The following is a 15,435-nucleotide window of genomic DNA, read 5'->3' on the forward strand; positions in this document are numbered from 1 at the left end:
TGAAATTGCTTCTCCGAATATACGTTTCCAAATGAAATTTGATAACTCTTGTGAAATACCATCTCGAACGATGGACAGGTAGCGGACCGTTCTCTAAGATTGGTCCGCGATTTTTCTGCATTACCCTAATTTCTGAAATTCAAAATGGATGTTCAACGCGAAAGCGACTTAATTGACGAGTGCATCAATAAAATTCAAACGCTGGCCGCATTGGCACTCTATGGCGATAACGTCGAACTAGCTGTTCAAGTTATCATCAATGAAGCTCGTTTTTACTGCTCGACAATCAAAACTGATGAGTCGCGTGCGAATCTATTGGCACTCAAAAATCGGCTAAATAAATTGGCTAATTTTACGCATCCGAGCTTACCTGCCTATAAGAAAACGCTGCAGTTCGCTGCTTCGGCAGTGATGATCAGCTAACGTCATTTCCCAGCTCATGACAGCCTGCTGGCATCGGTCACGATCAGCATCTTAATAGTACTGCGACAGTTTTTTCAATCAGCCATTTCGGTGCTGGGAAGGCTTCCATGATTTTTCAATCTTCTTAGCGACCGCAATTTGGATCTGTTGCTGGCGCGTTTCAAAGATCCCAAATACGACATCATGAAACAGGCGGTTGCGCTCGCCTTCCCGCCGGAATCTCTGAGCGCACTGAGCGTAGCGGAGGCTGCACATTTGGCGCTGGCAGATCAGCGAATTACGGGCTAAACAATCGCAATCCAATCTAGAGAATAAGCACGCGTGCATGGTGGAAAATATTGACAACGCAATTGCAAGTTCGAAAAACTTCATCCCATGAAATCATGTTTAGCGTGTCATTTTTTAATTCAACAGCACACCTGATTTGTATCTATTTTTAACAATTCCGTAATTATTTCTTGATGACACCTGCGTTATGCTTGTCGCGCAATATTAGATGTAAAAACTTGAAAACTTAAAAGGAAATGTCATGGGTTTTATTGCTTGGTTAATAGTTGGTGCGATTGCAGGATGGTTAGCAGGGGTTGTCGTCAAAGGCGGTGGCTTCGGTGTGTTGGTTGACATCATCGTTGGCATCGTCGGTGCTTTTATCGGCGGTTGGTTGTCTGGAGTATTGGGGATTCACATCGGCGATGGCCTGTTGGCATCGATTGTGACTGCCACCGTGGGCGCCGTGATCCTGTTATTCATTCTGCGCCTGATCAAAAGTGCCTAAGTGGTGTTGAAAGCACAAACGAGGGATAGGTAAGCCTCGCATAAATTGCACCAGAGGCCGGTTAATTTTGTTGGTGCACGCGTTGTGCTCACAAGTAATCCGTTGCCAATACCGCATTCACAAATTTAGATAACGCAACGCCCCTTTTGGAAAAATTTTGAGATGAGTATGAACCTACTACAACTTACGCAAACCGCACTGGGCGGCCAAGTGATTGAGCGCATGAGCGCCCATTATGGGATTGACTCCAGCAAAGCGACGACCGTCTTTGATACTTTGGTACCAACCCTGATTGGCTCTGTTGTGAAAAAGGCTGACACGCCTGAGGGAGCTCGCGCGCTATATTCGGCCATCATGTCACCTAAAGTTGACCCTAACATTGGCGCAAACCTAGCCAGTGTCATGGACAACCCAGTATCTCTGAGTAATTTAGGAAAAATCGGTGAGGAACACACTACCCACTTGCTCGGCGACAAGGCGAGGGATGTAACAAACGCCGTGGCTCAGCACACCGGTGTGGGGATCAGTACCGTAGCATCGATGACGAGCGTGACCGCTGCCACCCTGTTTGGTTTGCTCAAAAAACACTTGCAAGCGAGTCACAACGGACAGCATACGTTAATTACTACACTCGAACACCAAGTACCGTTCATTCAGGGGAAATTGCCTGAGGGCGTGTGGGAGGTGTTAGGCCTGGGTACCGTGGCTGCATTTTTCAACGGCATTGGCAGCAAGCTCAAAAACACATTGTCGGCCTTTCATGTGCAAATGGTACAAGGTGCCGCTAGCAAAGCACCCGAAAAAAAATCAGGCCTGGCAAAATTGTGGTGGCTCTGGTTGTTGTTGGCCTTGGCTGTATTGCTATTTTTTATGCACGGTTGCAATAAAGAATCGACGCCAGCATCAGCATCGGTCGTAACGCCGCCTGCTGCGGTCTCTGCCGCACCTGATAAGTCACCTGTACTGGCGTTGACCACAGATAAAGACGGTAAGGCCACGGTAGTTGCCACCGTAGGCAGCGAAACTGAAAAAGTCGTGATTGTGGGCGACTTGGAAAAGATTTATGGCGATGCGCTTAGCGCCGACATTAAAGTTGATTCGGCGACTAAGCCTGCTGACTGGACTGGCAAATTACCTGATTTATTACCTACCATTAAAATGCCGAACGCAGAATTGACAATCAAAGGCAACAACATTGAAATAGGTGGCGCTGCAACTGATCCTAAACTGGCCTTGCTAGATAAAACCAAAACCCTTTTTGGTAGTGCCTACACTGTTTCTTTGTTTGATCTGTCAGAAGCCATGGCCAACAGCAAGAAAAAATTTGAGGATGCATTAGCTGCACTGAAACCAGGTACTTGCACGACGGCCGATGTGGTGAAAGCGATGAATATCTATGCATTTAATTTCGCTTCCGGTTCCTTTGCTATTCCGAAGGAAGATGCCTTGGAGTTTAGCAAGGCGGTGACGGCTATCAAGGATTGCGCCAAGGATGCAAAGCTCGAAATCGGCGGCCATACCGATAATGCAGGGTCTTCCACCGTCAATATGGAATTATCGCAAACGCGTGCCAATGCTGTGCGTGATTTCTTTGTGTCTAAAGGCATAGCTGCTAGCGCGTTCACAACTAAAGCATACGGTGATTCCAAACCTGTGGGCGACAACGACACTGCTGCTGGCCGCTTCCAAAACCGTCGAATTGAGTTCATCGAAAACTAGTAAATTGAGAAGGACATTAAAAAAAGATGCTAGCGCGGGGATAGATTCGGTGAATGGTGATTAATGCGAACCAACGCCTAACGAACCCCGTGCCTGGCGCTTTGATTTATATCGAGAAGAAATGAGTGACGGTATGAAGTCCACGGGTATCCGGGGATTGTAAAAATTTTGTAGATGATGAAATTTTCAAATTGAGGCAATCATGCCGCATTGGCGCAATTTAGCGCGATTTTAGGGAGATAACAATGTTCAAAATTAACAAAACCATTGTGGCAATTTTAATTGCTGGTACATCGGTGCTTGCTGCGGCAGGTTCTGCAGAAGCGTCAAACCAGGGGATGCATCGCGTTGGCGGTCATGGTCCGCACGGAAAAGGCAGTCATTATGTCAAGTCATACCATCGCAATGGCATGCATATCGTAGGTGGCCACGGTCCGCATCATAAAGGCGGCCATATGGTCAAGTAATCCGAATACGAATAATGCAGACATGACCATGTTTGCATTATTCGCTTCGTCGTACGCTCTTGCCCTATGCATTGCAAGAGCCGTAGCGCAGAGAATTTTACATCTATAACATTCCGCTTAACGAAGTCAAATGCGTATAAGGTCGATTCTCTCAACAATGGACAGAAAAAGTAGGCATAAACAGATGGCGTCGTGCCGGTAATCCATTTCACCACTCTTAGCACGCAGTTCGTCATCGCCATGATTGATTATGCCGATGGCTAGGTATTTATACTTCCCTTTTTCTGCATTGCAATTGTTAAACGTGCCACGACCACGAGTGATACGCGCCACCTAACACTTGCCGATCAAATCATCCACATCGTCGAGCCAGAGAAAAACAAGGCACAGCGGAAATGACATCCTTTTTCTACACCCTTCTCAAACTTCCAGATATGCCCTGCCTTCGCATCGAAGAGCTACTGCCATCTGAACTAAATAATCATTGAAGGTTACTACGGGCCTCTACAAACCCACTATCAGGCACACAATTACGACAACCAAGATCTACTCGCAACACTCACAAACGCGAGTAATGGGCATAATGAATCAAGTCGATAACTCTAACTGCCGACACACTATCAATGCTTAATTTATGAGTGCACCGGCTCGTACACTACGAATGCATTTACGGCCGGTGCATTTGCGAAAAATTACATGTTGATCAGCGGTGATGATGATGATAGTGGTGGTGCTTTACAGGATGATGGTGGTGATGGAAGGGCTGCGCTTGCGCGAACGGCGTAAATGCTAGCATGAGTGCTGCGATACCAAGTAGTTTTTTCATTTTCAATTCTTAGAATGGTTGAGTTTCACAATCCGCATTTTTTTCAGCGGTAGCTTTAAAACGCCGCTGGAGATATTCAGTTGACAGCTAATACAAGCCGTTACAAACCAATACGCATGTGAACCCGGCATACGGTCAGGCGGCTGCGCAAGAAGTTGTTTTTATGTGAGCGTCGGTACATTAATCTCTGTCACAAAAAGTTAGGATTTTATGGGAGGAAACTGGACACGCCTGAGCACTGACGATTAGCGCAATGCGTTAAATTGCCGCCCGCTCGCCCTCTCGGCAACAGACAAGACCGTTAATCAAGCAAGGCCTCGTTCCATGTGTGAACAATTTGCTGTTGCTCGCCTAGTTTCTCGATACCAAGTCGCACGACATCGCCATTTTTCAGAAAGACTGGTGGCTTCTGTCCCATTCCTACTCCCGGGGGTGTACCAGTTGAAATAATGTCGCCAGGATAAAGTGTAGTAAATTGACTGATGTAATGCACTAAAAATGCGACATTAAAAATCATCGTTTTGGTGGTGCCGTTCTGACAGCGCTTGCCATTTACGTCCAGCCACATGGAAAGGTTTTGTGGATCACCAACTTCGTCGGCTGTAACCAGCCAAGGACCCACCGGCCCAAAGGTGTCGCAGCCTTTGCCCTTATCCCAGGTCCCACTGCGCTCAATCTGGTATTCGCGCTCGGATACGTCATTAACCACCGCATATCCAGCGATATGGCTAAGCGCATTCTCCTCCTTGACATAGCGCGCTTTGCTGCCAATGATCACGCCCAACTCAACTTCCCAGTCGGTCTTAAGGGAATTCTTAGGCATGACGATTGGATCGTTCGGACCGCCAAAGCAACATGACCATTTATTAAACAACACTGGCTCGACCGGCACCGCCAGGCCCGATTCGGCTGCGTGGTCGATATAATTAAGTCCAACGCATACAAATTTACCAAGACCAGTAAATGGCGTTCCGATGCGCTGTGGGGTTGTTATCTCCGGCAACGTAGACAGATCGAGTGCGCGCAATTTATCCAAACCTTCCGGTGACAATACTTCCGGGGTGATATCACTAATGATTGATGACAGATCGCGAATCTTGCCACTTGCGTCAATCGCTGCTGGCTTTTCCTGGCCCTTGGGGCCGTGACGTAATAATTTCAAAATATGCTCCTGTTGCTGATGCGTATATGTGGAATTTAATATCTCTTTAAAGCCCCTACAAATAAATGATGATTAGATTTATTGTTTGAAAATACGTCGTACTAAGTAGAACGACTAAGTCAGACGTATCTTCAGTCCGCTCACGCCTTCAACACTACCGTCAAGCACGTCGCCTTTTACCACTGCCGCAACACCCGATGGCGTACCGGTAAAAATCAAATCGCCCGCACGTAATTCGAAGTAAGTAGAAAGATGGGCTATGGTTTCGGCAATGCTCCAAATCATTTGACCAATATCACCTTGTTGTCGTACCTGACCGTTCACGACAAGTTGAATACTGCCTTTCGTCTTAAGGTCTGAGGCAGGGTGAATCGATGAGATTGGTGCAGAATAATCAAAACCTTTACCGGTAGACCAAGGGCGGCCTTGTTTTTTAGCCTCTCCCTGCAAATCACGGCGCGTCATGTCGAGACCAACAGCGTAACCAAAAATATGGTTTGCCGCATCTGCAGCGAGAATATTTTTGCCACCACTCTTCAGGGCAACGACTAATTCAATTTCATGATGCAAATCTTGTGTGCGCGATGGATAAGGCATTTCACCGACGCTGCCATTTGCCACGGGTAAAACCGCATCGGCTGGCTTCATAAAAAAGAATGGCGCTTCGCGCTCGCTATGTCCCATCTCCTTCGCATGTTCGGCGTAATTACGGCCTACGCAGTAAATGCGATGCACTGGAAAAAGTGTGTCGCTACCATCAATCGGGACAACTGCTTGTTGTGGGGGAAAGGCGAATTGCATAAAAATCTCCGTAGTTAAACTGAGTGAGCTGGCATGGTGAAAGAATTTGTCATGCATGGGAATCCATGCATGACCAGATGCCAGTGCTTAGAGATGTTCGGCGAGGAACGTCAGTGTCCGCCCTGTCGCAAGCGCAGCAGCGCGCTGGTTATACATGTTGATACGGCCCCAGCAGTTGAAACCATGATTGGTACCTGGGTAGTCGAAAAAGATCGCATTCGTCTTTTCTGTAAACGCAGCTTTCACCGATACAACCTTATCCTGTGTGATGTGACTATCGTTGGATGCATAGTGGAACAAGATGGGTTGCGTAATTCGGTCAACGAGTTCCAGATGCTGATCAATACCACCACCGTAAAAACTGACTGCTACATCGACGTCACTCAGCGCTGCAGCGCGGTAGGCAAGTTGACCGCCTAAACAATATCCTAACGTAGCGACCTTTCCTTCTAACTCAGGAAGATTACGTAATGCTGCAACAGCATCCACCACATCTGCCGTCGCCTGGGCAGTATCGAGTTTCTGATAGAACCCAAACGCTTGAGCGCTGCCGCTCTCGTCGTAAGCTAGATCAACACGTGGCGACAAACGCCAGAATATGTCCGGTGCTAACACGACGTAACCCGCCAAAGCGTATTGGTCTGCTACTGCGCGGATATGTGTATTGACACCCCAGATCTCTTGCAACAGGACAATACCTGGTCCTTTGCCGCTCGGTGGCAAAGATAGATAGCCGCTAAATCCGTTAGCGCCTGCGGTCGGGATATCGATCCAATGTCCGTTCATTTTTTACTCCTTTAGTTTTAATGTAAAAAGCAGCGCCGGTTAATACCGACGTCCGCGTCGAGCGATATTAGCTGTTGGCGCGCACCGTAGATTGACCACCCGTGTGGAAGTGATTTGTAACTATAAAACAATACTCAAAAAATACCATTCGCCTCCCTTCTAGCGATGCTCTCAACACAAAAAAACCCGCAAACCTTTCGGCAGCGGGCTAAGTACTTAGGGGAAGACGAAATACAGAAAACGAAATACAGAAAACGAAATACAGAAAACGAAATACAGAAAACGAAATACAGAAAACGAAATACAGAAAACGAAATACAGAAAACGAAAAACTAAATGCAGATTAATTTTAGTCCGCATTCAAATGAATGACAATATGTTAATTAATGTTAATTACCATTTATCGCACAAAGACACCATTGTTAACAATTCCATTGTCAGTACCCGGCGCGTCTGATCGCCACCCGCTCATTCGGGTAGTCGTCCCGGCAATCAGTATGCAGAACAATTTTCTATCGGCGACATCGTCGTCGCAGTAATGGCAATGCCAATCTGCTTCGAGCTGCGGCCTCTTACGTGCATGTGCCATGGCTATTCAATCCCTTGCCAGCGTATATCAGGAGGGATTAACGAATAAGCTCGCAAAAAAAAAACGGCGCATCATTACCCGGCCCGGCCTTTACTTGGTTTCAGTGCAACCAATCAAGCGTCGACGCGAGATGCACTGCTACGCCATCTGGGAAATTTTTAATAGACACTTCATTTGAAGCATCATTTTTTCGGATATTAAAAGTATCGCAACGCTCAACAATCCGGCCTAATAAACTCCCTAGCTCTTGATTATTGACGAATTGTTGCGCCAGGCTATGTATCGCAACGCTCAACAATCCGGCCTAATAAACTCCCTAGCTCTTGATCATTGACGAATTGTTGCGCCAGGCTATGCCAGATTTTCTGGTTGCTCCAACGATAGAAACGTATGTAAATGCTTCTCCATGCCCCATATTGCTTCGGCATTTGACGCCATGCAGCGTGATTCACTACTACCCACACTACGGCATCCATGAACAGACGCGCACCATTCTGGTGATAATTTATTTCGATTACTTCCGACAACATCAGATCCACTTTCTGCCATTGTTCATCCGTCATTTGACCTTTGTATTTCAACATATCAGTCCGTCCGATAATTTCGTTGCGAAATGGCATTACTACCAATGTGTATAGTCAGTTCTTCGATCTGAAAATTGTAGTCCGCATTTAAATAGATGACAATATGTTAATTAATGTTAATTGCCATTTACCGCACAAAGACACCATTGTTAACGATTCCATTGTCAGCACCCGGCGCGCCTGATCACCTCCCGCTCCTTCTGGTAGTCGTCCCGGCAATCAGCATGCAGAACAATTTTTTATCGGCGACATCGTCGTCGCAGTAATGGCGATGCCAATCTGCTTCGAGCTGCGGCGTCCTACGTGCATGTGCCATGGCTATTCAATCCCTTGCCCGCGTACGTCAAGAGGGATTAACGGATAAGGCGCAAAAAAAGCCGGCGTATCATTACCCGGCCCGGCCTTTACTTGGTTTCAGTGCTACCGATCAAGCGTTGATGCGAGATGCACCGCTACGCCATCTGGGAAATTTTTAATAGACACTCCATTTGAAGCATCATTTTTTTGGGATAATAAAAGGGCTTTAATGGAATGGACGCCCTCTTTCAAAACGGCATCGAAGTGCCAAAATAGCGGGAATATCTCGCTTAACTGAAAGGAGCGTCCATCATGAAGATTACTACGATAGGCATCGATTTAGCAAAAACCGTTTTTCAGATTCATGGCGTAGATAGTCATGGCAAAACGGTATTGCGCAAGAAGTTAGATCGCTCCAGGATGCTGGAATTTTTTATCAAATTGGAACCGTGTTTGATCGGGATGGAAGCTTGCGGCAGTGCGCATTATTGGGCACGCAAGCTAGTAGAGATGGGACATACCGTCAAATTGATGGCACCACAATTTGTTAAACCCTACGTGAAGACGAATAAAAATGATGTTGCCGATGCAGAAGCCATCTGCGAAGCGGTTAGCCGGCCTAATATGCGTTTTGTTCCGATCAAGACAGAGTTGCAGCAAGCAGTATTGTCATTACATCGGGTACGTCAAGGCTTTGTTAGAGCACGAACAGCGCAATGTAATCAGATTCGTGGGTTGCTCTCTGAGTTCGGTGTCATTATTGCACCGGGTAGAACAAGTATTGCCAAGCGACTTCCAGAGATAATGGAAAGAACGGACCTTCCTGGCAGTTTCCGTCATTTGTTGCAACGTTTGTATGACCAGCTAAAAGGGTTGGATCAGCAGATAGATGAGATGGATGCCAACATCGAGCAATGGCATCGAGAATCAGAGGTCAGTCGTAAGCTGACGGAAATTCCTGGAATTGGTCCCATTACCGCGACAGCCTTATTAGCGTCGATAGGTGATGCCAAGAATTTCAAAAATGGTCGCCAGCTAGCGGCATGGCTGGGATTAGTACCAAGACAGCATTCTAGTGGTGGCAAGTCGGTGCTACTGGGCATCAGCAAGCGTGGCGACACGTATCTACGCACACTACTGATTCACGGCGCGCGTGCGGTGATCCGCTTTGCCGATAGTAAGCCCTCGAACTGTTGGATTAACAAACTGCTCGCGCGTAAGAACAAGAATGTGGCCGCCGTAGCGCTGGCAAATAAGAATGCACGCATTGTGTGGGTGCTATTGACGCAACAAGAACAACGATTCCGTCCTGATTATGTTCCTGCTGTTGCAGCATAATCAGGACGGCTGAGATAACGATTTATCGCCACAACAATGATGACGTAAAGAGGAGAACTCACACCGGTTGCGCAGGCAAGAATGACGTGATGGCAAAATTGGTTAGACCGTGGTTGAGAAAACCTGATGTGCAACATGCGCTTTGAGCGCGCCGCTTTGATAAGGACTCGACCAGCAAATTCCATCAGGGACAGAGAAATATTTCTCATATAAAGTCCGGATATATGGCCGCAATCTTTCCTTTCTGCTATTCACCGATTTAAGGCTTGGCAAACTGAGGGCGTCCGTATATGTTGCACAAATCAAAAGCTATCCGCAATATCCCCATACCCACAAACTCAGGACACACGAATGGTGTCAGGCGTACCTAATCGCGTGAAGCGATTGAGGATAGCTACACGCACTTGCAGCTCTGCTACCTGACGTTCAAGCTCTCTGGCCATCACGCGCTCACCCAATAATTTGAAACAACGCATTTTAGTTTCAACCAGACTACGGCGGTGATAGCCGCTCCATTTTTTCCACAACGTTCGACCCAAATATCGCGTAGCGCGTAAGGTTTCATTTCGTGCTTTAGCACCTGCCTTATTCTCTTTCCAACACTGCGCATTCTTGCGCGTAGGTATGACCGCTGCAGCATTGCGAGTCGCAATCGCGGCATGGCAGCCTTTGATGTCATAAGCGCCATCACCACTGACAGCCCAGATGGTTTCGCTCACTGGGATTTGTTTGAGTAATTCCGGTAACATAGGTGCATCACCAACACCGTTATCGGTAATTTCTATCGCGCGTATTTCCATCGTTTGAGCATCAATGCCCAGATGCACTTTACGCCATTGCCGTCTATATTCAGTGCCGTGCTTCTTGGTTTTCCATTCGCCTTCACCCAGCATTTTGATGCCAGTACTATCGACTAATAAATGTAAGCCACCTCCACTGCTGCGACGCGGAATGACTACAGTTAAATGTTTTTGTCGCCGACATACCGTGCTGTAATCTGGTACTTGCCAATCCAATTTGGCCAGCTGTAAAAGGCTTTGTACAAAACCAATTGCCTGTCGCAATGCTAGACCAAATAGCCCTTTGATCGTCAAACAAAACTGAATCGCCGCATCGCTAAATTTTTGTATGCGACCACGTTTGCCTTCTGCTTGACCATGCCATTGCATATTGTTGTCTAACCATACATGCAATGAACCGCGATTTTTTAATGCAGCGTTGTATTGTTTCCAGTTGGTCGTACGATATTTGGTAGGAGCAGGTTTTGTCATGTCATCAGTTTACGCATCAAGATCAAATTCGTCATTATGAAATCCGATTTGTGCAACAAAGCCCAGCTGTATGGCACCGCGGCGCTCGATCCGTTTGAGTTCGTACGCACCATCGCGGTGGCCCGGATCACGATGCCGAAGGCACGGGTGCGCCTGTCGGCCGGACGACGTCAAATGGGTGAAGCGGTGCAGGCACTGTGTTTTCTGGCCGGTGCCAATTCGATCTTTTATGGCGACAAATTGCTAACTACCGGCAACCCCGATGCCGAAGACGACCGTGCGCTGCTCGCCAAACTGGGCTTGCGTACCCGCGTCGGTGCAGTCGATGTGGACTGTAAACCGACATCGTAATGTTGAGAAGATAATGGATACAACCCTCATCAATCCGGCCTTCTTAGATGATCCCTATCCGACCTACCATGCGTTGCGTGCGGCAGACTCCCTTCATTGGAGCAAGGAGTTTTGTGGAGGGCGTGGCTGCTGACGAACTACGCGGATGTCGCCAACGTGCTGCGCGATCCCAATTTTTCGGTTCAGCGAGCAAGCCGATGGATCAATGGCAGTGGGCCGGGAGCACGCGCGGAGTTGCGCGAATTCAAACGAATTCTTTCCAGATCGTTGATCTTTCTTGACGGATCGCAGCATACCCGTCTGCGCCAGGTGATGAATGCAGGCTTCAAGCCCGCAGCTCTTCAATCAATGGGGTCGCGTGTCCAACTTATCGTGGATCGGTTGCTCGACAGCCTTGATGCTAATGACGAGATGGATTTCATTCGCGACTTCGCACGCCCCTTACCTGCGATGGTGATTGCCGATATGCTCGGAGTCAACGCGTCCGATCATGCCGATTTTATTGCATGCCGTGAATTCCAGAGTCTCGGTGCCGTCGAGGCCCCACGTAGTTGCTCCAGGGGACATATTTTGGTTTCGTTCAAGTCAATGATCATCCATGAATCATCAACCACCGTGACGTGTTCGCCGCCCATCGTCAAACCGTCTTTCCTAACCCAGATTTATGCCCAGGCTCATGTACCGCTGTACAACGCTATTTGATAACTTTTGTGAAATACCATCTCGAACGATAGACAGGTAGCGGACCGTTCACTAAGATTGATGTGGAGTTTCCGGCATTACACTGATTTTTGGAATTCAAAATGGATGTTCAACGCGAAAGCAACTTAATTGATGAGTGTATCAATAAAATTCAAACGCTCGCCGCATTGGCTCTCTATGATGATAACGTCGAACTAGCTGTTCAAATTACTATCAATGAAGTTCGTCATTACTATTCAATGATCAAAACTGATGAATCACGTGCGAATCTATTAGCACTCAAAGATCGGCTAAATAAATTGGCCAATTTTACGCATGCGAGCTTGACTGATTATAGAAGAACACTGCAGTACGCGGCTTCGGACGTGATCATCAACTAATGTCATCTTCCGGCTCATGTGTGTATGCATCGTTCATTTCATTAGCATCGCTGTTTTGCCATATTTGATTAAACCCAGAAAGACCAAATGAATTTACGTGACGATCAGTGGCAAATACTGGAGCCCTTGATCGAAGGACACAATGTTCCTGGCATTCATTGCAAAGATAGTCGCTTGTTCATAGAAGCTGTGCTGTTGGACGGATATGCAGTGAAGTATAGGAGTCAAGAATTCGTAGTACGGAATGCGATTAGCTATGTTGACTTGTGCACTGTAGTGAAGAGCTCAGATGCCCTCAAAAAATCGCCGTCATGCGGCAAATGTACTGATTAAATAAAATTATTTTGCGGATCTTGTCTATGACCAAATTTGATAAAAATGACACTAGTGGTACATCCAACCTTAATGAACTAACGGTCATCACCATGACGATGGAGGAGGATTACGCAGCCATCAAACGAAAGAAAGTCGAAACGCGTCGCATGATCGAAGATGTAGTAGAAGCGGCAAAGGAACGCCGTGCGACATTCGACTGGACGCTTTAAGTGCGACATGAGGTCGCGTATTCCATTGAGTTCCAAGCAAAATAAGGATGAATTCAGGTGTACCTCCACCTGTAGCCTATCTGAGCATACGTAGCGGGTACCTGATTTCCAGAACCAAAAATATGCGTCTAAGTGCTGCGTCGTAAATACCTGTTCCTCCGTGAAAACGGTATATAAATCCATAGCACTAAATGACAATTGGGATGATGCATGTCACCTTCAAAATTACAACAAGCCGATCTGCCTGTATCACCACAACCCGTCCAAAGGATGTATCTGGCGGATTTAATTGCCGGCCTGTCGATTGCAGGCCTGTTGCTGCCCGAAGCCGTCGCCTATTCCAGCATCGCCAACCTGCCACCGCAAACCGGCGTAATTGCACTGTTCGCCGGCCTGCTGTGCTACGGCCTGTTCGGTAGCAGTCGCTTTGCGATCGTCTCCGCCACCTCGTCCTCCGCAGCAGTGCTGGCGGCGGCCACCGCCTCCATGGCGAATGGCGACATCGGCTTGCGCATGACGCTGGCGATCGGCCTGGTGATGATCACCGGCCTGTTTTTTCTGCTGGCGGGACTGGCGCGCATGGGCAGCGTCACTGACTTCATTGCCAAACCGGTGCTGCGCGGCTTTGCCTTCGGCCTGGCCATTGTCATCATTGTCAAGCAGATCGCCAGCGTGGTCGACGTCCATCCCGTGCATAGCGACATGACTCGCTTCATTCCGGAAATGCTGGCCCAGGCCGGCCACTGGAACTGGGTCAGCGTCGCCGTCATGGCGGCAGCGCTGGCCTTGCTGTTCCTGTTTGCGCGGCTGCGGCGGGTGCCGGGCGCCTTGTTGGTGATCGTCATCGGCGTCGCTGCCGGCCAATGGCTCAATCTGCAGCAATACGGCGTCGGCCTGGTCGGCAGTATCCATCTGCAGTTGGCCATGCCAACCTTGCCCATGCTGTCGCGCGCCGACTGGCTGCGCCTCGGCGAACTGGGCTTTGCCATGAGCATGATCCTGTACGCCGAATCGTATGGTTCGATCCGCAGCTTCGCCATCAAGCATGGTGACACCACGGCCCCCAACCGCGACCTGCTGGCGCTGGGCGCTTCCAACCTGCTGTCCGGTCTGTTTCACGGCATGCCGGTCGGCGCTGGCTATTCCGCGACTTCCGCCAATGAAGCGGCCGGTGCCACTTCGCGCCTGTCCGGCTGGTTGGCGGCACTGGTGATGCTGGCGATCGTGCTGACCCTACTACCGGGGATTGCACTGACGCCGGAACCGGTGCTGGCGGCCATCGTGATCCATGCGGTCAGCCATACCCTCAATCCGATGGTGTTCCGTCCTTACTTCCAGTGGCGCCGCGACCGCCTGGTGGTGATTGCCTCGGTCATTGCCGTGCTGTTGCTAGGCGTGCTGGACGGCCTGCTGGTGTCGATCGTGATCAGCATCTTCATGATGCTCAGGCAATTTTCGCAATCCACCATTTCTGTCCTCGGACAGCTCGGCGATACGCATGACTTCGTCAACATGCGCACCCACCCCGCCGCCCAGCCGGTAGCCGGCATCATCATTTTGCGTCCCAATGAGCCGCTGTTCTTCGCCAACGCCGAACGCATCCTGAGCCAGGCGCGCCGTTCCATCGCCGCCGCGCCGGGGCTGCACACCGTGATCCTCAGTCTGGAAGAATCACCCGATCTGGACAGTTCCAGCCTGGAAGGCCTGCACGATTTTTTCAGTTTCGTCAGCGCCAGCGGCTTGCGGCTACTGCTCGCACGCCTCAAGGATCCGGTTTTCGACATCATGAAAAACACCGTTGCGCCAGCCTTCCCGGCCGCCTCTCTCAGCGCCCTGAGCGTTGCCGAGGCCGTGTATTTGACGCTGGCAGATAAGCAAATTACAAGTTAAATAATCGCAAGCCAATCTAGAGAATAAACACCCGTGCATGGTGGAAAATATTGACAGCGCAGTTTCAAGCTCGAAAAGCTTCACCCAGCGAAATCATGTCTGGCGCGTCATTTTTTAATTCAAACAACACACCTGGTTTGTATCTATTTTTAACAATTTCGTAATTATTTCTTGATGACCCTCGCGTTATGCTTGTCGTGCGATTTTAGATGTAAAAACTTAAAAGGAAATGTCATGGGATTTATTACTTGGTTGATAGTTGGCGCGATTGCAGGATGGTTAGCAGGGGTTGTCGTCAAAGGCGGTGGCTTCGGTGTGTTGGTTGACATCATCGTTGGTATCGTCGGTGCTTTCATCGGCGGTTGGTTGTCTGGAGTATTGGGGATTCACATCGGCGATGGCCTGTTGGCATCGATTGTGACTGCCACCGTGGGCGCTGTGATCCTGTTATTTATTCTGCGCCTGATCAAAAGTGCCTAAGTGGTGTTGAAAGCACAAACGAGGGATAGGTAAGCCTCGCATAAATTGC

The 15,435-nt window shown here is 48.6% G+C and carries 18 protein-coding genes and 2 pseudogenes; 14 read left to right on the forward strand and 6 right to left on the reverse strand.

Translation table 11 applies throughout. The features are described from left to right. The first annotated feature begins 144 nt into the window (after nt 1-144). The 5 genes from GEV47_RS11240 to GEV47_RS11255 all read left to right on the forward strand — a co-directional run bounded on the left by GEV47_RS11240 (nt 145) and on the right by GEV47_RS11255 (nt 3,384). Nucleotides 145-423, forward strand: coding sequence for a hypothetical protein (locus GEV47_RS11240; RefSeq protein WP_153234875.1), 279 nt, complete (start codon nt 145-147; stop codon nt 421-423). Nucleotides 424-561: 138 nt separating this feature from the next. Then, a complete protein-coding gene (locus tag GEV47_RS19540) occupies nt 562-711 on the forward strand; it encodes a hypothetical protein (protein WP_228124674.1) in 150 nt (49 codons plus the stop codon). A 241-nt stretch (nt 712-952) separates the two neighbouring features. Beyond that, a complete protein-coding gene (locus GEV47_RS11245; protein ID WP_153234876.1) occupies nt 953-1,198 on the forward strand; it encodes a GlsB/YeaQ/YmgE family stress response membrane protein in 246 nt (81 codons plus the stop codon). Between the two features lie 168 nt (nt 1,199-1,366). After that, nucleotides 1,367-2,917, forward strand: a complete 1,551-nt coding sequence (locus GEV47_RS11250; protein ID WP_194270651.1) for an OmpA family protein — start codon at nt 1,367-1,369, stop codon at nt 2,915-2,917. Nucleotides 2,918-3,162: 245 nt separating this feature from the next. Then, nucleotides 3,163-3,384, forward strand: a complete 222-nt coding sequence (locus GEV47_RS11255; protein WP_153234878.1) for a hypothetical protein — start codon at nt 3,163-3,165, stop codon at nt 3,382-3,384. Between the two features lie 703 nt (nt 3,385-4,087). Here the strand turns inward: GEV47_RS11255 and GEV47_RS19705 are convergent. From GEV47_RS19705 to GEV47_RS11270, 4 genes are all read right to left on the reverse strand, one after another. Beyond that, nucleotides 4,088-4,210, reverse strand: a complete 123-nt coding sequence (locus tag GEV47_RS19705) for a hypothetical protein (RefSeq protein WP_265588505.1) — start codon at nt 4,208-4,210, stop codon at nt 4,088-4,090. A gap of 301 nt (nt 4,211-4,511) precedes the next feature. Then, entirely contained in the window at nt 4,512-5,372 is an 861-nt protein-coding gene (locus tag GEV47_RS11260; RefSeq protein ID WP_153234879.1) for a fumarylacetoacetate hydrolase family protein, read from the reverse strand. 114 nt (nt 5,373-5,486) lie between these two features. Beyond that, nucleotides 5,487-6,173, reverse strand: a complete 687-nt coding sequence (locus tag GEV47_RS11265; protein WP_153234880.1) for a fumarylacetoacetate hydrolase family protein — start codon at nt 6,171-6,173, stop codon at nt 5,487-5,489. Between the two features lie 87 nt (nt 6,174-6,260). Beyond that, entirely contained in the window at nt 6,261-6,959 is a 699-nt protein-coding gene (locus tag GEV47_RS11270) for a dienelactone hydrolase family protein (RefSeq protein ID WP_153234881.1), read from the reverse strand. 655 nt (nt 6,960-7,614) lie between these two features. On the opposite strand from GEV47_RS11270, the pseudogene GEV47_RS19860 reads away from it, so the two are divergent. Continuing rightward, nucleotides 7,615-7,710 (forward strand): annotated as a pseudogene (locus tag GEV47_RS19860) (phage virion morphogenesis protein); the annotation flags it as partial. A gap of 113 nt (nt 7,711-7,823) precedes the next feature. On the opposite strand, the gene GEV47_RS11275 reads toward GEV47_RS19860, so the two are convergent. Next, nucleotides 7,824-8,132: a transposase gene (locus tag GEV47_RS11275; protein ID WP_194270652.1), complete on the reverse strand. Its 309-nt coding sequence runs from the start codon at nt 8,130-8,132 to the stop codon at nt 7,824-7,826. 314 nt (nt 8,133-8,446) lie between these two features. Here GEV47_RS11275 and GEV47_RS11280 point away from each other — a divergent pair, with 314 nt between their 5' ends. Both GEV47_RS11280 and GEV47_RS11285 read left to right on the forward strand, forming a co-directional pair. Further along, nucleotides 8,447-8,608, forward strand: a complete 162-nt coding sequence (locus GEV47_RS11280) for a phage virion morphogenesis protein (protein WP_153234883.1) — start codon at nt 8,447-8,449, stop codon at nt 8,606-8,608. Between the two features lie 133 nt (nt 8,609-8,741). Beyond that, nucleotides 8,742-9,767 carry an IS110 family RNA-guided transposase gene (locus tag GEV47_RS11285; RefSeq protein WP_153234884.1) on the forward strand — a complete coding sequence of 342 codons (1,026 nt, stop codon included), beginning with the start codon at nt 8,742-8,744 and terminating at the stop codon, nt 9,765-9,767. A 338-nt stretch (nt 9,768-10,105) separates the two neighbouring features. On the opposite strand, the gene GEV47_RS11290 is transcribed toward GEV47_RS11285, so the two are convergent. After that, nucleotides 10,106-11,038 carry an IS5 family transposase gene (locus GEV47_RS11290; protein WP_153234885.1) on the reverse strand — a complete coding sequence of 311 codons (933 nt, stop codon included), beginning with the start codon at nt 11,036-11,038 and terminating at the stop codon, nt 10,106-10,108. A 66-nt stretch (nt 11,039-11,104) separates the two neighbouring features. Here GEV47_RS11290 and GEV47_RS11295 point away from each other — a divergent pair. From GEV47_RS11295 to GEV47_RS11320, 6 genes and pseudogenes are all read left to right on the forward strand, one after another. Beyond that, nucleotides 11,105-11,389, forward strand: a pseudogene (locus GEV47_RS11295) (biotin synthase BioB); the annotation flags it as partial. Between the two features lie 111 nt (nt 11,390-11,500). Continuing rightward, nucleotides 11,501-12,091, forward strand: coding sequence for a cytochrome P450 (locus GEV47_RS11300; protein WP_228124675.1), 591 nt, complete (start codon nt 11,501-11,503; stop codon nt 12,089-12,091). Nucleotides 12,092-12,192: 101 nt separating this feature from the next. After that, a complete protein-coding gene (locus tag GEV47_RS11305) occupies nt 12,193-12,471 on the forward strand; it encodes a hypothetical protein (protein ID WP_153234887.1) in 279 nt (92 codons plus the stop codon). Between the two features lie 359 nt (nt 12,472-12,830). Next, nucleotides 12,831-13,016: a hypothetical protein gene (locus tag GEV47_RS11310; protein WP_153234888.1), complete on the forward strand. Its 186-nt coding sequence runs from the start codon at nt 12,831-12,833 to the stop codon at nt 13,014-13,016. A gap of 210 nt (nt 13,017-13,226) precedes the next feature. Continuing rightward, nucleotides 13,227-14,906: a SulP family inorganic anion transporter gene (locus tag GEV47_RS11315; RefSeq protein ID WP_407646233.1), complete on the forward strand. Its 1,680-nt coding sequence runs from the start codon at nt 13,227-13,229 to the stop codon at nt 14,904-14,906. Nucleotides 14,907-15,140: 234 nt separating this feature from the next. After that, nucleotides 15,141-15,386, forward strand: coding sequence for a GlsB/YeaQ/YmgE family stress response membrane protein (locus tag GEV47_RS11320; RefSeq protein ID WP_153234889.1), 246 nt, complete (start codon nt 15,141-15,143; stop codon nt 15,384-15,386). Nucleotides 15,387-15,435 lie beyond the last annotated feature (49 nt).

This window comes from Glaciimonas soli (genome assembly GCF_009497155.1).
Taxonomy (GTDB): Bacteria; Pseudomonadota; Gammaproteobacteria; order Burkholderiales; family Burkholderiaceae_D; genus Glaciimonas; species Glaciimonas soli.